At 69.4% G+C, this 20,493-nt stretch carries 21 protein-coding genes; 10 read left to right on the top strand and 11 right to left on the bottom strand.

Annotated elements, in window-relative coordinates:
• Positions 1-39 precede the first annotated feature (39 nt).
• From MF607_RS13700 to MF607_RS13690, 3 genes are read right to left on the bottom strand one after another with little or no spacing between them, the layout of a single operon-like run.
• Entirely contained in the window at positions 40-1,011 is a 972-nt protein-coding gene (locus tag MF607_RS13700; protein ID WP_242119693.1) for a phage major capsid protein, read from the bottom strand.
• A gap of 47 nt (positions 1,012-1,058) precedes the next feature.
• Positions 1,059-1,436 carry an HK97 family phage prohead protease gene (locus MF607_RS13695; RefSeq protein ID WP_242119690.1) on the bottom strand — a complete coding sequence of 126 codons (378 nt, stop codon included), beginning with the start codon at positions 1,434-1,436 and terminating at the stop codon, positions 1,059-1,061.
• A complete protein-coding gene (locus tag MF607_RS13690; RefSeq protein ID WP_242119689.1) occupies positions 1,424-1,732 on the bottom strand; it encodes a DUF6127 family protein in 309 nt (102 codons plus the stop codon). Before MF607_RS13690 ends, MF607_RS13695 begins: the two co-directional genes overlap by 13 nt.
• 36 nt (positions 1,733-1,768) lie before the next feature.
• On the opposite strand from MF607_RS13690, the gene MF607_RS13685 reads away from it, so the two are divergent.
• A complete protein-coding gene (locus tag MF607_RS13685) occupies positions 1,769-1,918 on the top strand; it encodes a hypothetical protein (RefSeq protein WP_242119687.1) in 150 nt (49 codons plus the stop codon).
• Positions 1,919-2,033: 115 nt separating this feature from the next.
• Here the strand turns inward: MF607_RS13685 and MF607_RS13680 are convergent, their stop codons facing one another.
• The 5 genes from MF607_RS13680 to MF607_RS13660 form a co-directional block, all read right to left on the bottom strand.
• Entirely contained in the window at positions 2,034-3,161 is a 1,128-nt protein-coding gene (locus tag MF607_RS13680; protein ID WP_242119684.1) for a phage portal protein, read from the bottom strand.
• A gap of 385 nt (positions 3,162-3,546) precedes the next feature.
• Positions 3,547-4,059, bottom strand: a complete 513-nt coding sequence (locus MF607_RS13675; RefSeq protein ID WP_242119683.1) for a DUF2335 domain-containing protein — start codon at positions 4,057-4,059, stop codon at positions 3,547-3,549.
• Positions 4,052-4,249 carry a hypothetical protein gene (locus tag MF607_RS13670; protein ID WP_242119681.1) on the bottom strand — a complete coding sequence of 66 codons (198 nt, stop codon included), beginning with the start codon at positions 4,247-4,249 and terminating at the stop codon, positions 4,052-4,054. Before MF607_RS13670 ends, MF607_RS13675 begins: the two co-directional genes overlap by 8 nt.
• A gap of 81 nt (positions 4,250-4,330) precedes the next feature.
• Entirely contained in the window at positions 4,331-5,638 is a 1,308-nt protein-coding gene (locus MF607_RS13665; RefSeq protein WP_242119679.1) for a DNA-packaging protein, read from the bottom strand.
• Positions 5,635-6,135 (bottom strand): hypothetical protein, encoded by a 501-nt coding sequence (locus tag MF607_RS13660; RefSeq protein ID WP_242119677.1) that lies wholly within the window; start codon positions 6,133-6,135, stop codon positions 5,635-5,637. Before MF607_RS13660 ends, MF607_RS13665 begins: the two co-directional genes overlap by 4 nt.
• A gap of 257 nt (positions 6,136-6,392) precedes the next feature.
• Here MF607_RS13660 and MF607_RS13655 point away from each other — a divergent pair, with 257 nt between their 5' ends.
• Together MF607_RS13655 and MF607_RS13650 are read left to right on the top strand one after the other, a co-directional pair.
• On the top strand, positions 6,393-6,563 hold the full coding sequence (locus MF607_RS13655) for a hypothetical protein (protein ID WP_242119675.1): 171 nt from the start codon (positions 6,393-6,395) through the stop codon (positions 6,561-6,563).
• Complete coding sequence (locus tag MF607_RS13650; RefSeq protein ID WP_242119672.1) at positions 6,560-6,862, top strand: antitoxin Xre/MbcA/ParS toxin-binding domain-containing protein; 303 nt, start codon at positions 6,560-6,562, stop codon at positions 6,860-6,862. Before MF607_RS13655 ends, MF607_RS13650 begins: the two co-directional genes overlap by 4 nt.
• Positions 6,863-7,098: 236 nt before the next feature.
• On the opposite strand, the gene dapF is transcribed toward MF607_RS13650, so the two are convergent.
• Both dapF and MF607_RS13640 read right to left on the bottom strand, forming a co-directional pair.
• The gene (gene dapF / locus MF607_RS13645; protein ID WP_242119670.1) at positions 7,099-8,049 is read right to left on the bottom strand and encodes a diaminopimelate epimerase; all 951 of its coding nucleotides are present in this window, start codon (positions 8,047-8,049) and stop codon (positions 7,099-7,101) included.
• Positions 8,046-8,702 (bottom strand): glutathione S-transferase family protein, encoded by a 657-nt coding sequence (locus tag MF607_RS13640; RefSeq protein WP_242119667.1) that lies wholly within the window; start codon positions 8,700-8,702, stop codon positions 8,046-8,048. Before MF607_RS13640 ends, dapF begins: the two co-directional genes overlap by 4 nt.
• Positions 8,703-8,769: 67 nt before the next feature.
• On the opposite strand from MF607_RS13640, the gene MF607_RS13635 reads away from it, so the two are divergent.
• Positions 8,770-11,184: a DUF2339 domain-containing protein gene (locus tag MF607_RS13635; protein WP_242119666.1), complete on the top strand. Its 2,415-nt coding sequence runs from the start codon at positions 8,770-8,772 to the stop codon at positions 11,182-11,184.
• Here MF607_RS13635 and MF607_RS13630 read toward each other — a convergent pair.
• Entirely contained in the window at positions 11,138-11,593 is a 456-nt protein-coding gene (locus MF607_RS13630) for a DUF6456 domain-containing protein (RefSeq protein WP_242119663.1), read from the bottom strand. The two genes, MF607_RS13635 and MF607_RS13630, sit on opposite strands and share 47 nt — an antisense overlap.
• A 91-nt stretch (positions 11,594-11,684) precedes the next feature.
• On the opposite strand from MF607_RS13630, the gene MF607_RS13625 reads away from it, so the two are divergent.
• From MF607_RS13625 to ftsH, 6 genes are all read left to right on the top strand, one after another.
• Positions 11,685-12,245, top strand: a complete 561-nt coding sequence (locus MF607_RS13625; protein ID WP_242119661.1) for a helix-turn-helix domain-containing protein — start codon at positions 11,685-11,687, stop codon at positions 12,243-12,245.
• A 123-nt stretch (positions 12,246-12,368) separates the two neighbouring features.
• Entirely contained in the window at positions 12,369-14,642 is a 2,274-nt protein-coding gene (ptsP, locus tag MF607_RS13620; RefSeq protein ID WP_242119659.1) for a phosphoenolpyruvate--protein phosphotransferase, read from the top strand.
• 331 nt (positions 14,643-14,973) lie between these two features.
• A complete protein-coding gene (locus MF607_RS13615) occupies positions 14,974-15,789 on the top strand; it encodes a helix-turn-helix domain-containing protein (RefSeq protein WP_242119657.1) in 816 nt (271 codons plus the stop codon).
• A gap of 59 nt (positions 15,790-15,848) precedes the next feature.
• Positions 15,849-16,811 carry a tol-pal system YbgF family protein gene (locus MF607_RS13610; RefSeq protein ID WP_242119655.1) on the top strand — a complete coding sequence of 321 codons (963 nt, stop codon included), beginning with the start codon at positions 15,849-15,851 and terminating at the stop codon, positions 16,809-16,811.
• 497 nt (positions 16,812-17,308) lie between these two features.
• Positions 17,309-18,430 carry a tRNA lysidine(34) synthetase TilS gene (gene tilS, locus MF607_RS13605; RefSeq protein ID WP_242119653.1) on the top strand — a complete coding sequence of 374 codons (1,122 nt, stop codon included), beginning with the start codon at positions 17,309-17,311 and terminating at the stop codon, positions 18,428-18,430.
• Positions 18,431-18,499: 69 nt separating this feature from the next.
• Positions 18,500-20,464, top strand: coding sequence for an ATP-dependent zinc metalloprotease FtsH (ftsH, locus tag MF607_RS13600; protein ID WP_277925896.1), 1,965 nt, complete (start codon positions 18,500-18,502; stop codon positions 20,462-20,464).
• Positions 20,465-20,493 lie beyond the last annotated feature (29 nt).

Here is a 20,493-nt window from a genome sequence, read left to right as displayed (position 1 = left end):
CGGCACCGTCCCGGGGCGGGCTGCGCCCGCCCCGACGACTTACGCCGCCGCGATCTTCAGCAGTTTGATCGCCTCCGAATTGACCACCGCCCCGCCGACGCGCTTGGTCGCGTAGAAATGGACGAACGGCTTGTTCGAATAGGGATCGCGCAGGATCTGCGTCTCGGCCCGCTCGGTAATCAGATAGCCCGCCTTGAAATTACCGAACGCGATCGGGAAGGCACCCGCGGCTATATCCGGCATGTCCTCCGCCTCGACCACCGGATAGCCGAGCAGCGTATCGGGCTGCCCCGCCGCCAGCCCCGGCATCCACAGGAACGCGCCCTCGGCGCTCTTGAACTTGCGGATGCGCGCCGCGGTCTGCGCGTTCATTACGAAGCTCGCCCCCTGCCGGTACGCCCCGCGCAGCGCTTGCACCAGATCGATCAGCCGGTTCTCCGGCTCGGCGCCGAAGTCCGCCGCCGCCCCGCTCGCCAGATACTGCATCGTCTCGAACGGCCGCGTCGCGTCGCCCGTCGCGGCGGTCGGCCCGGTCAGGAACCCGCGCGGCCGCCCCACGCCATTGCCGCTGACGAACGCCTGCCCCTCGGCGCGGGCGAATTCGCTCGCGATCTCGCCCGCCAGCCATTGCTCGACATCGAACGCGGCATCGTCGAGCATCGCCTGGCTCGCCGCCGGATTGGCATAGAGCTCGCCCATCGGCGGCGCGATCTCGTTGAAGGTCGGCGTCGCCGTCTCGGGCCGCGCGCCGCCTTCGCTCGCCCAGCCCGACGGCGTGCCGCCGCTGGTCACCAGCTTGCGATAGCCCGCCGTGCCGACGCTCACCACCTGCGCGATGCGGCGGATCGGGCTGGCGCTCTTCAGCGTCGCGCCGATCATCGCATCGATCTCACGCGGCACCGCCACGCCGCCCGCCGCGTCGCTGGTCCCCGCCACCGCCTTGGTCTCGACCTCGGACCCGCTACGCACGAACGCGCCGAAGCCACCCCCCGGCGCCGCGCCGCTCAGCATCGGCCGGCACCGCCGAAACGCGCGCCTCCGCGCGTTTCCAAACAAACTCACCCGTCCTCGACGGCATGAATGCGGGCGAGCGGCTGCATCGGCTGCGCGACGATACTGACCTCGACCAGCTCGGCCGCCGCGATCGTCCGCCACGCGCCCTGGCGCACCTGCGTCGCGCGATAGCCGAACGACAGCCCGGTCACCGCCCCGCACGCCACCAGCCGCGCCGCCTCGCCCCCTTCGATCCGCCCGACGACCCGCAAGCCCCGCGCATCCTCGCCGAGCAGCTCGACCGTCCCGATCGGCTCGCCCCGATGCTGCCACAACAGCGGCACCCGCCCCGCCGCCGTCAGCGCGCCGGGCAAGACCACATCGCCACCCCGGTCCGCCCGCCCGAAGATCGCGGCGTACCCTGCGAACCTCACCGCGCCCATTCGGGCCACCCGCTCTTCACCGCGATCCCGACCAGCAGCAGCGCGAACACCATCCGCATCACCCATGCGAGCGCCGCCCGCACCGCCGACCTTTTCGCATCGCGCCACGCCTTCAACAGTTCGCGCAGCTCCTGCACATCGCCCGCCGCCGCCGCATCCGACAGCCCGATCCGCGCCATCGCCCGGCTTGCGCCCAGCTCGCCCGCCTCCTCCGCAATCGCGCGCAGCGTCTGCAGGTCGGCGCCATCGTCCGGCGCCTGCCCCATCAGCTGCGCCAGCAGCACCCCGTCGCCCATCGCCTGTCTCCTGATCCCGTGCTAGGCGGCGTCCCCGTGAGACCCCGCCTGCGCATCATCCTCGCCGCCTTCGGGGCGGCCCTCCTCGCCTTCACCTTCGCCATGCCGATCCTGAAGGGGAAACGCTGCGCCCAGGCGGGCGGCAGCTTCGACCGCCTGTCGATGACGTGCAGCGTCCCCTACTGAACCGCTCCATGAAGAAGCCGTACCCCCGCGCAGGCGGGGGTCCAGAGCCCAGCAAAACAGCGGCTTGCGCCTCGATCCCTGAACCCCCGCCTGCGCGGCGGTACGGCGTGGGAAATCACAGTCCCACCAACGCCCGCTTCTCCTCGGCACTCAAAAAATCCGCCGCCCCGACCCGCGCCCACAACTGATCGCGCTCGTCGCTCAGCGCCACCACCCGGTCGAGATCGACGCCCAGCGCCCCGCTCCCCAGCCACCCGTCGATCGCCTGCCCCAAGGCACCCAGCACCCGCCCGCCCAAGGGCACGATCGTCTGCCGCCAGAGCACCCGGTTCGCCTCGCGATAATTCGCGAACGTATTGTCCCCCGGCAGCCCGAGCAGCATCGGCGGCACCCCGAAGGCCAGCGCGATCTCGCGCGCCGCCTGCCCCTTCAGCCCCACGAAATCCATGTCCGCCGGGGTCAGGCTCATCGCCTGCCATTTCAGCCCCCCGTCCAATAGCATCGGCCGCCCGGCATTGGCCGCCCCGGCAAAGGCATCGTCCATCTGCGCGCGCAGCCGGTCGAACTGCTCGCCCGACAACACCCCGCCATCGCCCGGATCATGGACCAGCGCCCCGGAAGGCCGCGCGGCATTGTCGAGCAGCGCCTTGTTCCACCGCGCCGCCTCGTTATGGATCGCGACCGCCCCCGCCGCCGCGCCCAGACACCCCAGCCCGTAATGATCGTCGAGCGGGTGGAAGCCGCGGATATGCACCACCGCCGGTCGCCCCGCGCCGTCCTCCGCCGCAATCCGCGTCACCCGCTCACCCACGCGGTAGCGGTACGCGACCGGCCACCCCGCCGCATCGGCCTCGACCGTCACCCGCTCGGGCCGCAGTGCATAGAGTTCGCCGATCCCGCCCGTCCCGTCCTCGATCAACTGGACATAGGCATTGCCGTGCAGCAGCAGTTGCGCGGCCACGCTCTCCAGCAATTCCTGCCCCGCCGATCGCGCCGCGACCAGCGCCACCGCGCGGGCATCGCCCGTGACCGGCATCGCCGCGACCCCTTCGGCCACCAGCCGCACCGCACGCTGCGCCACCGGATTGTTCAGATACGCCGCGCGCACCTGTGCCTCATATCCTTGCGCCCAGCCGCCCGCCGCCGGTCCGCTCCCCTCCCGCCACAACACCGCCCCCGCGCCGCCACGCGCCAACACCGGACGCGACCCGTCGCGCCCGGACCTGCGTCCGAACCATTTCATGGTGATCCTCCTGAAACCGAAGCGATTATTACCCTATCCCCTGCCAAGGGGAGAGGGATGCGCAGACTTGGCCTTTGCAAGGCAAAGGCTTGGTCGAAGCTGGGAGAGGGGTAAGCGCAGCGCGCGAGCGCAAGGCTCGCTCGATCCGACGCCGAACCCGCTCCCGCAATATCAGCCCTGCAAAGAGCGACCTTTGCGAAACTGCTTTTCCTGTACCCCGGCGAAGGCCGGGGCCCAGTTGGGGGAGGTTCGTAACGTACGAAAAATCCTTGCCAGCTGGACCCCGGCCTCCGCCGGGGTACGATAGAGTTGGGATTGAAAGGCCCGACGTTCGCTAAGCCAGAGGCGTTCGCAAGATCCGCTCGCCGCACCCCGGCGAACGCCCCTATTCCTCCGGCTTGTCCACCGTCTCGCGCGTCCCTTGCGCCTTGCGGTAATTGGACAGTGCCACCGTCACCCCGACGATGATCGCGCCGCCCAGCGCCGCTCCCGCCTTGGCCTCGCCGCTCGCCACCATATAGGCGACGATCCCCAGCATCAGGACCAGCGCGATCAGCATTGCCGCCAGCCCCGCAATGTTCAGGATGAATTCCTGCGTCCCGGTCCGCCGCACCATCGCATGGCGAAACCGCCGTTCTTCCGCCGCACCATCGGCGATCTCGCGCGCCAGCCCCGGCACGACCGCATCATAATCGCGCAGCAGACTGGCCGGCGGCAACGGCCCCTGATGGACCAGCATCGTCCGTTCGACGATCTCCCGCCGAACCTCCGGCTCGAACGGTTCGAGTATCGCCTCGACCCGTTCCACGGCCTCTTCCTCGCTGCTGCTGCTGCGGTCGGGAACGATCGCCCGCGCGTTCCGCCCGTCTCGATCGTCCGGCCGCGGACCGTCACCCAATGGGGCGATCGCCCTTGTGCTTCATCGACCGGCGCAGATCGTCGCCCACCGCCTGCCAATCGGACACGATCGATCCCTGTTCCAGCGACGACCATGTCTTTTCCATGCGCGACGGCACGATGATCCGCATCGCGCCATTCAGCAGGGATTTACCGGTCCGGGCAGGAGTAATTCGCATCGCCTTCTTCATCGCTCAAATCGACCGTCCTCGCAACGGCGATGGCCGGCCATAGCCTGAAGTAATTACGCGACGGTTGCGATCAATGTTCCCTCACAAAACCCGCACCGCCGCCTGACCCCGCCGCCCCAGCATCAGTTCCTGCATCGCCCATACCAGCGCATCGGCGCGATCGGGCGAGCGCCCCGGCCCCTCATAGCCGCCCCCGGCGACGATCCCGCACAATTCGTCCTCCAGCGCGGGGAAGGCTCCGACATGGAACGCCTTGCCCTTTTCGTACAGCGCGACGATCGGCTCGGCCCGCGCCGCCTTGCCCCGCGATGCGTGGACCAGCGTCACCGGCAGTCCCGCATCCGCCGCGCGCAGCACGCTTTCGACCATCGCCCCGCCCTGGTTCGATTCCGCCACCACCCGGTCGGCGCCATGCCGCGCCGCGCACGAAGCGACGGCCCTCGCCCAGCCCTCGGGCGACAGGCCGTGCACGCTTGCATCGGCCAGCACATAGCCATGGCCATCCTCGCCCAGCCCGACCGCGACGATCCCGCACGCATCGCCATCGACCCCGGCCGGCGGATCGACGCCGACGACCACCCGCACCAATGTCGGCACCGTGTCGACCCGACACTGCTCGATCATCGCGCGCGACCACAGGGCTCCGGTGACATCCTCGATCAGCTCGCCGTCCAGTTCCTGCCGCCCCAGCCGCGTGCCGGCATAGGCTCCCTCGATCTGCGCGAAGTAGCTTTCAGCCAGATGCCGGTTGTCGCGCGACCGTCCGCCGGTGATCCGCACCCCCGGCATCGCGCGGATCCGCCGCAGCAGCGGGATCACGCGGGGGGTGGTCGTGACCAGCGTCTGCGGCCGCTCCCCGACCCGCATCCCCATCATCAGATTGTCCCACGTCGCATCGGCGTTGCGCCATTTCGCCAGTTCGTCGCACCACGCGATATGATGCTCCGGCCCGCGCAGCCCGTCCGGGCTCTCGGCGGCATAGACGAACGCCTGCGCGCCCGACCCGAATTCGACCATGTTGTGCGACGGCCGATAGTGGACGGTACCATAATGCCGCCCGACCGCCAGCAGCCCGGCCGGTCCCCGCACCATCACCGTTTCGACGTCGCGCCGGTTCGCGCCGACCAATGCGATCCGCAGATCTGGCCGGTCCGCTGCCTGTGCGCATACCCATTGCGCCCCGGCGCGGGTCTTGCCGAAGCCCCGCCCCGCCTGGATCAGCCACACCGTCCAGTCATTGTCCGCAACCGTCTGCCCGGCATGGGCATAGACGCTCCACCGCGTCGCCAGTTCGAGCCGTCGGCTGGGGGTCAGCCGCGACACGATCCGCGCCTGATCCGCATCGTTCAGGCCGATCAGCTCCTCGATCATCGCATCGGGCGCCGTCATGCCTGTTTCTCGCGCTGGCGGCGCAGGATGCGCAGCTGTTCCAGCAGCATCGCGTCGGTTTCGGCCTGGGTCGCGCGATGCCGGACCTCGCGAACCCCGGGACCGCCGGTCCCCTTTTGCGATACCTGATAGCGTTCGAGCAGCCGCATCGCCTGATCGACGGTCATCGGAGCGACGATCACGTCCCCCGTTTCCGTACCGCCGGTATCGCCATCCTCGAACGCAGCCACCGCCTTGCGCAGCAATTCGGCTTCCAGCCGTTCATACCCGACCAGCATCGCGTTGCGCATCTGTTCGGCGAACACCGGATCGCGGCGGCGCAGGGCGTACAGGCCGGGCTTGGTCATCCCCACCGCCGCCAACGCCGCTGCCATGTTGCAGGTAGCGGCAATCTGATCGAGAAACGCTGCCTGACGCGCGTCGGTCCAGCCATGCACCACACGTCGCCGTTGCAGCGGACGGTTCGTCGCACTGCGGATCACGCTAGCTGTTGCCATATCCCCACCCCCAAGACGCCATTCGGGGCCGACGACGTTCCCGCCCGGCCCCGATCCGCAATTCCTCACTGTTCCTGTTTTGTGCCATATCAGCGTGACGATGTCAAGCACAATGTTCCCATTTGGTTCGTTTTAGTTCAGCCATGGCGCGGGACGGCCATCGTCCCCATATCCTAGTCATCGCTGGCAGATGGTCCGTAGGCGCCAGCGACCGGGAGACCCGCGTGCTTCCGCTTACGCTGTTGGGAGCGTCATCCATGGACCTCAACGATTTGCTGCACCGCCATCAGGTCGCGCTGATGCGGGCCGCCACCGCCGCCACGCCGCAGGCGCGTCAGTCGCACGACGGCACCGCGCGTTGCTATGAAAACAAGATCGTCTCGCTGCGCACGATGCTCGGCGCGTCGGGCCGGATGGTGACGGCATGACCGCGGCCGCAGAAACGCTCGCCGACGTGCCGGTCGAGGCACCCGCGACCAACCCGCGCAAGCCCGGGGCGATGCGCTTCCAGCGCAAATACACGACCGTCCGCCTGACCCCCGATCAGGCGAGCCGTCAGGGCCAGGTCGCGACCAGCGCCTTCCGCCGCTTCGGCGAACGCGACAAGGCGATGGCCTTCCTCAACGGCCATGACGAGGCACTGGGCGGCCGCCCGCTCGACCTCGCCATCGCCAGCGCCGAAGGGCTGGCAAGCGTCGAGGCGGCGATGGCGGAGCGGACGGGTTGAGGCGCCCAAGCTGATTTACCTCCACCGTTCGTGCTGAGTAGGGGCTGAGCGAAGTCGAAGACCCGTATCGAAGCACGGGTAGCTCGGTCCCCTGTCCCCCGAACCCGTTCGCCCCTTACCCGTTCGGTTCGAGCAGCTTCGAGCTTGTCGAGAAGCGTCTGTCGAGAACGCCGTTGTTTGGGACAGCCCCATCTCCACAAGCTCGAACCAACCGGATCAGGGGACGGGGGCGGTCCTCACAACCCCGCCAACATCCCCTCCCACGCCGCGACCTCCTCGTCGCGCCGCCCCATGATCCGCACCGGCCCGACCGCGCCGGTCGCCGGATCGACCTCGATCTCCCCGTCCCACGTAAACGTCGCATTGCCCGCGATCGTCACCACGTCGCCGATCGCAGCCGTCGCCCGCACCATGCCGCCGCGATTGAAGACCCGCGTCTCCACGCCCCAGCCGATCCGTCCCGTCCGCGCCGCCGCCAGCGTCGACGCCGCCATCGCGCTGCCGCAGCTGTTGGTCAGCCCGACGCCGCGTTCATAGGTCCGCACGAACAGCGCCGGGGCATGCCCCTTCTCGCGCAGTTCGACGAAGCTGACATTGGCCCGCGTCGGGATCAGCGCCGGCCCGGCCTCGCACCAGTCGCCCAGCGCCACCAGCTCGCCATCGTCGACCGCATCGACGAACGCCACCAGATGCGGGTTGGGCATCGCCACCGCGGTGAACTTGCGTTCGCTCGGCAACCCGGGAATCGCGGCCTCGACGAACGGCGCATCGCCGATGGTCAGGCCGACGTCCCCGGGTGCCAGCGACACCGGCCCGACCTTGGTCTCGATCGTGGTCACGCCGTCCGCGATCGGCGCCACGCGCCGCGCCTCGGCGTCGCTGACCTTCAACCGCACCCGTCCGGCCTCGGCGCCCGTGACCTCGAACCCCAGCCGCGCGGTACAGCGCAGGCCGTTCAGGCACGTCTCCGCCTCCGACCCGTCGGGATTGAACATGCGCATCCCGAAAATATGCGAACCATCCTGCGCAGTTAGCAGCAGCAGCCCATCGCCGCCGACATCGCCCGACCGGTCCGCCAACGCCCGCGCCACCCGGGCCCATTCCGGATCGGACAGGTCGATCCCCCGCGCATCGATCAACGGAAAATCATTCCCCGACCCATGGCAATGCACAAAGGTAAACCTCACGCCACCTTACTCCGCACCTTGGCCAGAAATCCGCGTTCCGCCTCCAGCCGCCGGGCAAAGGCCGGTCGCGCCAGCATGTTGTCCAGATAGCGCGCCAGTTCGGGATGCCCCGCCGCCTCGATCGGCGCGGTCGCGTGCAGCGAACTCGCCAGCGCGCTGGTCACCGCGATATCGGCCAGCGTGAAGCCGTCCCCGACCAGAAAATCGCGCCCTGTCACCGCCTGTTCCAGATAGGCGAGGATCGCCGGCCACTGGTCGCGCTCCGCATTGTCCGCCGCCGCCGCATCGCCCGGCACCCCGCGCAGCAACGGCCCGACCACCCGATTGAACAGCATCGTGCGACCCGTGGCAAAGATCACCGTATCGGCCAGCTCGTCGAACCAGATCGTCCGCCCGCGCAGCCGCGGATCGGCCGGGATGAGTACCGGTTCGGGATGTTTCGCCTCCAGATAGGCGATGATCGCGCTCGAATCAGCCAGCGTGAAGTCGTCATCGACCATCGCCGGGATCTGCCCGAACGGGCTGATCGCGCGAAACGCGGGCGCGGTATCGCCCGGCGCGGTCGGGACCAGCTCGACCGCCAGCCCCTTTTCCTCGGCAAAGACCACCGCCTTGCGGACGAAGGGCGAGATGGTCGATCCGTATATCTTCATGGGTGCGTCTCCATTGGCCCCGACAAGGGGCGACACCGGCCCCCCGCCTGTGCCACAACCGGTGGCGGTGACGATAGTCCTCCTCCTCGCGGTGATCGCGCTGTCGATCGCGCTGGCCCGGTTGCACCGGCGCGTCGCGGCGCTGGAGGCGCGGCTGGCCGATCCGGTCGCGATGATCCAACCGGCCGAACCAGTCGCGCCGCCTCCACCCTCGCCCGCGCCGCGCCGTCGCGCCCTGCCCCGCCCCAGCCTGCCGCACCCGAGCCTGCCAACCATCGATTTCGAAACGCTGGTCGGCAGCCGCCTGCCGGTATGGATCGGCGGGCTGGCGCTGGTCGTCGGCGGCATCTTCCTCGTCCGCCTGTCGATCGAGGCGGGATGGCTGACCCCGGCGATCCGCACCGCGCTCGCCGCGCTGTTCGCGCTCGCCCTGCTGATCGGCAGCGAAGCCGCCCGCCGCCTGCCCGCTACCCGCGAAGACCCACGCATCGCGCAGGTGCTGGCGGGCGCCGGCATCGCCTCGGCCTATGCGACGCTCTATCTCGCCGCCGCCCTCTATCAGCTGGTCGCGCCGCTTGGTGGCTTCGCGATCATGCTCGCCATTACCGCGCTCGGCCTGTTCCTGGCGCTGCGCCATGGCCCGCCGACCGCGATCATGGCGCTGATCGGTGGGTTCGCCGCACCTCTGGTCGCCGGCTACGACGCCGCCGGCATCGGCGCGCTGCTCGCCTATCTCGGCCTGTTCGTCGCCGCGTTGCTCGCCCTCGCGATCGTGCGCGGCTGGGCATGGCTGGCAGTCAGCGCGCTGGTTGCCGCCTTTGGCTGGGCGGCGCTGCTGATCGCGCTGGTCCCGCCCGACCGGCTGGCCGGGATCGGCGCGTTCCTCGTCGCGCTGGCGATCGCCGGCAGCCTCGCCGCCCCGCGCGCCGCGGTCGCGCGCCGCTGGCTGCGCGCCGCCCCGCTGCTCGCCGCGCTGGTCCAGATGCTAGCGATCGCGCCGATGCTCGACTTCTCGCCGCTCGCCTGGGGCTTCTACCTGACGCTGTCGTCGGCGGCGCTGTTCCTCGCATGGCGCGACGCGACCCTGCTTCCCGCCGCGCTCGCCGCCGCGATCCTCGTCACGCTGCTGACCGGCGCGGGCATGGTGCAGGACGACGGCAACGCCACCGAAGCGATGGTCCCGCTCGCCATGCTGGTCTTCGCCGCCGCCGGTGCCGCCCTGTCGCGCCGCAGCGCCGGCTGGGCATGGGTCGCGCTGACGGGCACCATCGGCCCGCTCCTCGCGTTGCAGCTCTGCACGCCATCGGTCGCCCGTCCCGCGCTGTGGCTGCTGCTCGCACTCGCCGGCGCCGCGCTGGCATGGCGCCACCGCGACCGCACCGCTGCGGACGATGCCGGACTGGTCGGCGGCGTCGCCACCGTCGCACTGGCGCTCGGCATCCTCCTCGCCACCTATCTGCCCGCGCCATGGCTGGCGCTCGCCCCGCTGGCGGCGGGCGGCGTTCTGCTCGCCGCGCTCCGTCTCGACGCGCAGGCGATCGGACGACTCGCCGCCCTGCCCTGGCTGTTGCTGCTCCTCGCCGCCGCCGAACCGATCGCGCAGATCGGGGTCGCGCTCGGCAATTCATTGGGCTTCGACGTCTTCCCCTATGCCTATCTGCCGCCCGCCATCGATGCCGCCACGCTGCTCCTCCTCCCCGGCATCGCAATACTGGCAGCTTCATGGCGCGCCCCGGCGCTGTTCGGCCCGCTCCGCCGGGTAGTCCTGCACGTGCAGATCGCGCTGACCGTGCTCGGCGGCTATGTCCTGCTCAAACAGCCCTTCGCCATCGCCACCCAGCCCGCCTTTCAGGCGAACGGCTTCATCGAACGCGCGCTGCTCACCGATCTCACGCTGCTGATCGGCGCGCTGTCGTGGCACCGCCATCGTCGCCTCGCCACCGCCTTCCTCACCCTCGGCCTGGCGCGGCTCGTCTGGTACGATCTGCTCGGCCTCAACCCGGTGTGGATCGCGCAAGCCGTCGGGCCGCTGCCGATCCTCAACGCCGCCACGCTCCATGTCGGCTTCGCCGCCGCGCTCATCTGGCGCCTGACCGGCTTCCCCCGTCGCAGCCTGATCGCGGCGCTGCTCACCCTCGCCGCGACCCTCGCCACCATCCGCCAGCTCGCCCATGGCAGCATCCTGACCGGCCCCGTCTCGACGCCCGAGAACTGGGGCTATTCGGCGGCGATGCTCGGCCTCGCCATCGTCTGGCTGTGGCGCGGCCTGTCGGTCGGCAGCGGCGACCTGCGCCGCTTCGGCCTCGCGCTGCTGACCCTCACCACCCTCAAAGTCTTCCTGATCGACGCCGCCGCCCTGGCAGGCGTGCTGCGCATCCTCTCCTTCATGGGCCTCGGCGCGGCCCTCATCGCGATCGGCTGGGCCTACCGGAGGTTCACCCCAGCCGGTAATGCGCCGCCAGCCGATCGAGCGCCAGCGTAAGCACCAGCCGCCCGGCCCGTGCCGGCCAGCCCAGCGCCTTCTCCGCCGCCGGCAACCCCTCGTTCGCACACACCGTCCGCCACAGGATATCCGACAGCCCCGGCCCGACCGCCGCGATCGCCGCGTCGAACCGCGCCTTGGCGGCGATCTGCCCGTCCGACGGACCGACGGCGACGCCCTTGGCGCCCCGCGGCGCTCCGTCCCAACGCATCGTCACCTGCGCCCCCAGCGCCGCGCGCTCGTAATCGCCGCGCAGCCGCTCGCCCGCATCATATTGCCGCCCGTCGACCAGCGACCGCGACCGCAGCCAGTCGAGCGGCGATTCGCGCAGATTGACCGTCACCCGCCGCCCGCCCGGCGCATCGTCGATCCGCCCCGCCACCAGCCGCCGTTCCACCAGTTCGCGCATCCCGCATCTCCCGTTCGCCCCGACGGGCTTGTCACAGCTCGACGCTTGTAGGAAAGCGTTTGAACCAGATGGGTTTGCGAAAGGGCCATGCATGATTACCGCCATCCGCGAGGTGCGCCGCGCGCGCGGACTGACGCTGGAGGAGGTGGCGATACGCTGCGTGCCCCCCACGACCGCGCAGACGATCGGCCGTCTCGAAACCGGTACCCGCACCGTGTCGGTCGGCTGGCTGAACCGCATTGCCGAGGCGCTGGCGGTCGATGCCGCCGATCTCGTCCGCCTGCCCGAACGCCCCGACCTGCCGGTGGCGGCGCTGCTCGACGCAACCGGCGCCACCGCCCCGCGCCGGGCGATGAGCGTCACCCCGCCGCGCGCCGAACCCGATCTGGTCGCGGTGATCGTGCAGAGCGCGACCGGCGACTATCGCGCGGGCGACATGGTGTGGTGCCGCCGCCTCGCGCCCGCCGACTATCTGGCGGCGCTCCACCGCGACGTGCTGGCCCCCGGCCCCGCCGGCCGTTTCCTGTTCGGCCGGCTGCTGGCGTTCGACGGCGATGCGGTGTCGCTGCTGCCGACCCGCCTCGGCGCCAGCCCGGTCGGGCTGCTCGCGCCGTGGATCGCGGTGGCGGAACGGCTGGTGCGGAACCTGTGACGCCCCCACCCCTCCCCGACAAGGGAAGGGGAGCAACGACACCCTGCGCCGAACCCCCATTTCCCCCACCCTCGACCTAAAGCGTCGTGACGCCCCCGCCTTCCCGTGTTAGCCCTTTCGTCCATGCCCTCGGCCACCGCTTCCGCCCGCGAAATCCTGACGAACCTCCACGACGTGATGGCGTCGCGAAGTCCGGCACAGTCCAAGCTCAACTCGGTCGTCCGCATCATCGCCGAGGCGCTGGATAGCGAAGTCTGCTCGATCTACCTGCTGCGCGAGGGGCTGCTCGAACTTTTCGCGACGGTCGGGCTGGCGCAGGAGGCGGTCCATGTCACCAAATTCGCACCGGGCGAAGGGCTGGTCGGCACGATCGTCGCCAATGTCGAGACGCTGAACCTCGCCGAGGCGGCGAGCCATCCCGACTTCGCCTATCGCCCGGAAACGGGCGAGGACAAATATCACAGCTTCGCCGGGGTGCCGATCATCCGCCGCGAACGCGCGGTCGGCGTGCTGACCGTGCAGCATGCCGATCCGCGCCGCTATGCCGATGTCGAGATCGAGGCGCTGCAGACCGTCGCGATGGTCCTGTCCGAACTCATCGCCAATGCCGATCTGATCGACGCGACCGGCGGCACGTCGATCCGGCCGCAGGCGACCGGCGCGGTGCGCGTGCCGGGCTTCAAGCTGGTCGAGGGGATGGCGGCGGGCGTCGCCGTCTTCCACCAGCCGCGCATCGTCATCGAACATACCGTGGCCGAGGATGTCGAGGCGGAGCGCCACCGCGTCTATGCCGCGTTCGACAAGATGCGCGACCAGATCGAACGCATGTCGAACCAGGCCGAATTCGGCGTCGGCGGCGAACATGACGAGGTGCTCGCGACCTACAAGATGTTCGCCTATGACGAAGGCTGGGCACGGCGGATCAACGAGGCGATCGACAGCGGCCTGACCGCCGAAGCCGCGATCGAACGCGTGCAGCAACGCACCCGGATGCGGATGCGCGAGATCAAGGATCCGTTGCTCGCCGACCGGATGCACGATCTGGAGGACTTGTCCAACCGCCTGCTGCGCATCGTGTCGGGACAGCTCGGCACCGCCGCGCAGATGGGGCTGCGGCAGGACACGATCCTCATCGCGCGCAATCTCGGGCCGGCCGAACTGCTCGAATATGACCGCCGCCGGCTGAAGGGGGTCGTGCTGGAGGAAGGGTCGCTGACCGCCCATGTCGTCATCGTCGCGCGGGCGATGGGCGTGCCGGTGCTCGGCCGCGTCCGCGATATCAAGCGCCAGATCGCCGAGGGCGACCGGCTGCTGCTCAACTCGGTCGAGGACCTGCTCATCCTCCGCCCGACCCCGGCGATGGAGGAAGCGTTCGAGGCCAAGCTGGCGCTGACCCAGAAGCGCCGCGCCGCCTTCGCCGCGATGAAGGGCGAGCCGCCGGTGACCCGCGACGGCCACCGCGTCACGATGATGGTCAATGCGGGCCTGCGCGACGACGTGGCGGCGCTCGACCTGACCGGCGCCGACGGCATCGGCCTGTTCCGCACCGAATTCCAGTTCCTCGTATCGGCGACGCTGCCGCAACGCGAGCGTCAGCAGCGCCTCTATCGCGACGTGCTCGACGTGGCGGGCGACCGCCCGGTCGTGTTCCGCACCGTCGATATCGGCGGCGACAAGGCGTTGCCCTATCTCGACCATGCCGAGGGGCATGACGAGGAAAATCCGGCGATGGGCTGGCGCGCGCTGCGCCTCGCACTGGGCCGCGAGGGGCTGATGAAGGCACAGGCCCGCGCGCTGATCGAGGCCGCCTCGGGCCGGACGCTCAACGTCATGTTCCCGATGGTCAGCGAACCCTGGGAGTTCGAGGAAGCCCGCGGCATTTTCGAGGCGCAGCGCGAATGGCTGCGCGGTCGCGGCAAGTCGCTGCCCAACGACATCCGCTATGGCGCGATGCTGGAGGTGCCGGCGCTCGCCGACGTGCTCGATTTCCTGTGGCCGCAACTCGACTTCCTGTCGATCGGCACCAACGACCTGACGCAATTCCTGTTCGCCGCCGACCGCGCCGACCCGCGCCTCGCCATGCGCTACGACTGGTTGTCGCCCGCGATCCTGCGCTTCCTGCGCCGGGTTACGAAGGCTGCACACGAAGCGGGCAAGCCCGTCGCGGTCTGCGGCGAAATGGGCGGACGGCCGTTGGAAGCGATGGCGCTGATCGCGCTCGGCATCGACCGCCTGTCGATCACCCCGGCGGCGGTCGGCCCGGTGAAAGCGATGATCCGCTCACTGGACCGGCAGGCGGCGATGGCCGAAATCGACCGGTTGCTGGCAAGCCCAGCCAGAACCCTCCGCCCGGCACTGGAGGAATGGGCGCGCGAAAACGGCGTAGAGCTGTCCTGAAGCTCCTCCCCGCTCCGCGGGGAGGGGGACGTAGCGGCGATCAGCGACCTGCCGGGGGCAGGTCGCAGCCGCGAAGTCGGCTTGCGAAGCAAGCCGCGGGCGAAGCATGGAGGAGGGGGGTCCCTCCGCAACGCAACGGCACCGCGTGCCGCCAACCCCCCTCCACCAGCTGCGCTGGTCCCCCTCCCCGTCCCGGGGAGGATTTGCGTTTCGAACACCTCCCCTACCCCAATTCCCCGCCGCCTCCCCGCTCCGGCGTTGACAGGCGCTGCCCGCTGGCCGAAACCCCTCCGCGACCGGGGGCGGGCAGCAGCGGGTAAGAAGGACAGTGATGATGGACGGCGACGGCACCACGGGCACGCCACGGACGGCGGGCATGATGCTGCGCTCCGCACGCGAGGCGCAGGGCCTGACCCTGTCCGACATCGCGCAGCGCACCCGCATCCCGCTCCGCCACCTCGAAGCGGTCGAGGACAGCAAGTTCCAGGCGCTGCCCTCCACCACCTATGCGATGGGCTTCGGCCGCGCCTATGCCCGCGCGGTGGGGGTGGACGAGACTGAGGTCGCCCGCGCGCTGCGCGCCGAACTCGCCGCCAACTACCAGCGGCCCGAGCCTTTGCAGGACCTTGAGCCGATCGATGCGCGCCGCGGTCCGTCGGGCGGGCTGGTCGCCGCCGCCGCCGCGATCGCGATCGTGGTGCTGCTGATCGTCGGCGTGTTCTTCGGCACCTCGCTGTTCCGGCAGGACGAACCGGCGGCGCCGGCCGCGACCGTCGCCGGCGATCTCGGCATGCTGCCCACCGCCACCCCGACCGCAGCCCCCGGCGGCGCCACCGTGCCGGTCGCCGCCCCTGCCAGCGGCGGACAGGTGACGTTGACCGCCACCGGCCCGGTCTGGGTCCGCATCTTCGACGATTCGGGCACGCTGGTGAACAAGGAGATGGCGGCGAACGAGCGCTACGACGTGCCGGAAACCGCGAAGAACCCGCAGATCCGCACCGGCCGCCCCGATTTGTTGACCGTCACGCTCAACGGATCGAACGTGCCGCCGCTCGGCACCGCCGAACGCGCGATCACCGCCGGCATCAGCGCCGACGCGATCCGCAACCGCGCCACGCCCACCCCGACCCCCAGCCCGGCGGGTTAAGCGTGGCGACAGGCGGCATGCGCCATATCCCTGTTTTGTCCGCCTCGAAGGGGCCTTCCATGCGTACTCCCATTGGCCTGCCGCTCGCCGCGCTCGGCCTGCTCCTCGCCTTGCCCGCCGCCGCCCAGGATCAGGGCGCGCTCGACGGTCGCGTCAACAAGCTGGAGCGCGAGATGCGCGCCGTGCAGCGGAAGGTCTTTCCCGGCGGCGCCCCCAATCAGGTCGAGCCGCAGATCACCGCGCCGACCCAGCCGACCGAGATCCCCGGCACGCCGTCGAGCGGTCCGCTCGCCACACTGACCGCGCGTGTCGACGCGCTCGAATCGCAGCAACAGTCGCTGACCGGCCAGCTCGAACAGGTCCAGTACAAGCAACGCCAGCTCGAAGAGGCGTTCGCCGCCTATAAGACCGCGACCGACGCGCGCCTCAAGACGATCGAGGCGGGCGCCCTGCCCCCCGCCACCCCCGGCGCGGTCGCTGCATCGGGCGACACCAGCACTGACACCTCGCCGCCGACGTCGACGCGGGGCCCCGGTAATGGCGGCGGCACGCTCGGCGCGCCCGCCGCGACGCCCGCCGCCGACCCGGCCCGCGCTGCGCGCGTCAACGCGATCGAAAAACCCTCGACCGGCGACGCGGCCGAGGACGGCTATACCTATGGCTACCGCCTGTGGAATGCGAAGCTCTATCCCGAGGCGATCGCCGCGCTCCGCCCCGTCGTCCAGCAATATCCCAAGCACCGCCGCGCCAGCTTCGCCCAGAACCTGATCGGCCGCGCCTATCTCGACGACGGCAAGCCCAGCCTCGCCAGTCGCGAATTCTACGATAATTACAAGAATTTACCGGATGGAGAACGCGCTCCCGACAGCCTGTTCTACCTCGCCGACGCACTGACCAAGCTCAAGAAGACCAAGGAAGCCTGCGACGTCTATGGCGAGCTGACCGATGTCTATGGCGACAGGATTTCGGCGACGATGAAGGCCGATGTCGCGAAAGGGCGGACGGCGAATAAGTGTGCGTAAGAGCACCTGACGCACACCGTTCATGCTGAGTAGGGACTGAGCTTGTCGAAGGCCCGTATCGAAGCACCCACAGCAGTCCTTCGATACGCTGTTTCGACGGGCTTGACCGCTACGCAGGACGAACGGCGGCAGGTTGCGTTCGGAGGCCCGGATACGATCGGGTTTCAGATGCCCCCGCCCCACCTATCCCGTTCGGTTCGAGCAGCTTCGAGCGAAGTCGAGAAGCGTCCGTCGAGAACGGGTCGTTTGTGGCGCCCCCTTCTCGACTACGGTTCTCGACAGGCTCGAACCTACGCTCGAAGCGAACGGAGAGGGTTGAGCGAACGGTTGGGACCTAGGTCGCGATCGCGCGAACAGGGTCGCACGCAACCTGTCCTGGCCGTCGGCGTCTCTTCCCCCTCCCGGCGGAAGATTGAAGGACCGGCGCGGCCGCGAAAGGGTGAGGGCGAGCAAGGCTGGTCGAGGCCGACTCCCAACAACCCGTTCCCCCGCGCCCGATGACCCTCCCCCCCGAAGCCATCGCCCGCTTCGCAACCGACCTCCGCGCGCTGGCGCCCACGCCGACCACCGCCACCCCGCTCGCGCTCGCCGTCTCCGGCGGCCCGGACTCGATGGCGATGCTCGCCCTCGCCGCCGCCGCCTTCCCGAACGCGGTCATCGCCGCCACCGTCGACCACCGCCTGCGCGCAGCCTCCGCGCAAGAAGCCGCGATGGTCGCAGGCTGGTGCCACGCCAACCACATCCCGCACGCCACCCTGTCGCCCGATCACCCCCCGGCCGGTGCCAGTATCCAGGCACAGGCCCGCCACCTCCGCTACGCCCTCCTCGCCGACTGGGCGCTCGCCGCCAATGCCGTTGCCCTCGCCACCGCGCACCATGCCGACGATCAGGCCGAAACCTTCCTGATGCGCGCCGCCCGCGGCTCCGGCCCCGCCGGCCTCGCCGGCATCCGACCGCGCTGGGAATTTGATGCCGACCGATGGGCAACCCAAGCGCCCAACCTGATTCGTATCCCGGCAAAGGCCGGGGCCCAGTTGGGGGACGGCACCGCATCCCCCACCACCCTATCCAACTGGCCCCCGGCCTCCGCCGGGGTACGGTACGAGGGAAGCGTCGGCAGCCTCCCCATCGTCCGTCCGCTCCTGAACTGGCGCCGCGCCGACCTGCGCACCCTTGCCGCCGGCCTGCCGTTCATCGACGACCCGTCGAACACCGACCCGCGCCACGACCGCACCCACGCCCGCGCCCTGCTCGCAACCGGGCAGCTCGACCCACTCGCCCTCGCCGCCGCCGCCGCCCATTGCCGCGAGGTCGATGCGGCGCTCGACGATATCGTCGACCAACTCTGGCGCACCCGCCGCACCGCCGACGACGCGGCAACCCATATCGACGTCACCGACTGCCCGCGCGAGCTGCGCCGCCGCCTCGCCCGCCGTGCCATCGCCGAGACCCGCGCGACTCATCACGTCACCGAAGGCCGCTGGTTCGATGCGACCAACATCGAATCGCTGCTCGACGCCCTCGAGTCCGGAAAATCCGCAACCCAGGCCGGCATCCTCGTTACGCCGAAGCGCCAAATCTGGCGGTTTTCGCCCGCTCCGGCGCGCCGATCAGTCTGATCGACGTTGTTCCATTGTCATTAACCTTCACCGGCCTATCTTGTGGTTACTGAGAGGTAGCACGTCCGCATGAACGACAACGACAAGCAGAACGGCCCCGACAATAACGGCGGCAGCAATCCGTGGATGAAGAGCCTGTTGATCTGGGTCGGCATCCTCGTATCGCTGGCGATCTTCGTCCAGCTGTTCAACGGCCCGTCGACGCAGAATCAGGGTCAGGTGATTCCCTATTCGACCTTCCTGAACAAGGTCGACGAAGGGTCGGTCCGCGACGTCAACATCGCGACCAGCACCATCACCGGCACCTATACCAACGACGACAAGTTCCGCACCAACGCGCTGAACGATCCCAATTTGATCGAACGGCTGCGCGCGAAGAACGTCGTCATGAACGCGCGTCCCGACGAAGGGCCGAATATCTGGCTGGTCATGCTGTACCAGTCGCTGCCCTTCCTGCTGTTCCTCGGCATCGCCTTCTTCGTCCTGCGCCAGATGCAGAAGGGCGGCGGCGGCGGCGGTGCGATGGGCTTCGGCAAGTCGCGCGCGCGGATGCTGACGCAGAAGGAAGGTAAGGTCACCTTCGACGATGTCGCCGGCATCGACGAGGCACGCGCCGAGCTGACCGAGATCGTCGACTTCCTCAAGGACCCGACCAAGTTCGCCCGCCTCGGCGGCAAGATCCCGAAGGGCGCGCTGCTGGTCGGTTCGCCCGGTACCGGCAAGACGCTGCTCGCCCGCGCCATTGCGGGTGAGGCGGGCGTGCCCTTCTTCACCATTTCGGGTTCGGACTTCGTCGAGATGTTCGTCGGCGTCGGCGCCAGCCGCGTCCGCGACATGTTCGAACAGGCCAAGAAGTCGGCCCCCTGCATCGTCTTCATCGACGAAATCGACGCGGTCGGCCGCCATCGCGGCGCGGGGCTCGGCAACGGCAATGACGAGCGCGAGCAGACGCTGAACCAGCTGCTGGTCGAAATGGACGGGTTCGAGGCGAACGAGGGTATCATCATCGTCGCCGCGACCAACCGTCCCGACGTGCTCGACCCCGCGCTGCTGCGTCCGGGCCGCTTCGATCGTCAGGTCGTGGTCCCGCGCCCTGATATCGAGGGCCGGATCAAGATCCTGCAGGTCCATATGAAGAAGGTGCCGCTGGCGCCCGACGTCGATCCGCGCGTGATCGCCCGTGGTACGCCCGGCTTCTCGGGTGCCGATCTCGCCAACCTCGTCAACGAAGCGGCGCTGATGGCGGCGCGCAAGGGCAAGCGGCTGGTCGCCAACTCGGAATTCGAGGAAGCGAAGGACAAGGTCATGATGGGTGCCGAACGGCGCTCGATGGTCATGACCGACGATGAAAAGCGCATGACCGCCTATCACGAGGCCGGCCACGCCATCGTCTCGCTCCACGAACCGGCATCGGACCCGATCCACAAGGCGACGATCATCCCGCGCGGCCGTGCGCTGGGCATGGTCATGCGTCTGCCCGAACGGGACTCGTACAGCTATCACCGCGACAAGATGTACGCGAACCTGTCGGTCGCGATGGGCGGTCGCATCGCCGAGGAGATCATTTTTGGCTATGACAAGGTGTCGTCAGGCGCCTCGGGCGACATTCAGCAGGCGACCAGCCTCGCCCGCGACATGGTCACCCGCTGGGGCATGTCCGACGCGGTCGGGCCGGTCGAATATGCCGAACCGCAGGGCGAGAGCTTTCTCGGCTATTCGTCCTCGGCTCCGGCACGGATGTCGAACAAGACCGCCGAACTGATCGACAGCGAGATCAAGCGCATCGTCGAAGGTGGTCTGGACCGCGCCCGCAAGCTGCTGACCAATCATGTCGATCAGCTCCACCTGCTGGCCGGCGCGCTGCTCGAATATGAAACCCTGTCGGGCGACGAGATCAAGCGCCTGATCGCGGGCGAAGAAATCGGCCGTGACGAAGGCACGCCCACCGCCCCGCTGGCGGCTGGCGGCACCTCAATACCCAAGACCCGCCGCCCGCGCGGCCCCTTCGGATCGCCGACCCCGCAGGGCGCGTAAACCCTCCGAGTGTCAACTTATGCCGCGGC

This window comes from Sphingomonas lacusdianchii (genome assembly GCF_022664395.1).
Taxonomy (GTDB): Bacteria; Pseudomonadota; Alphaproteobacteria; order Sphingomonadales; family Sphingomonadaceae; genus Sphingomonas; species Sphingomonas lacusdianchii.
The sequence above is the reverse complement of the archived record's forward strand: the minus strand, read 5'-3'. Positions and strand labels throughout refer to the sequence as shown.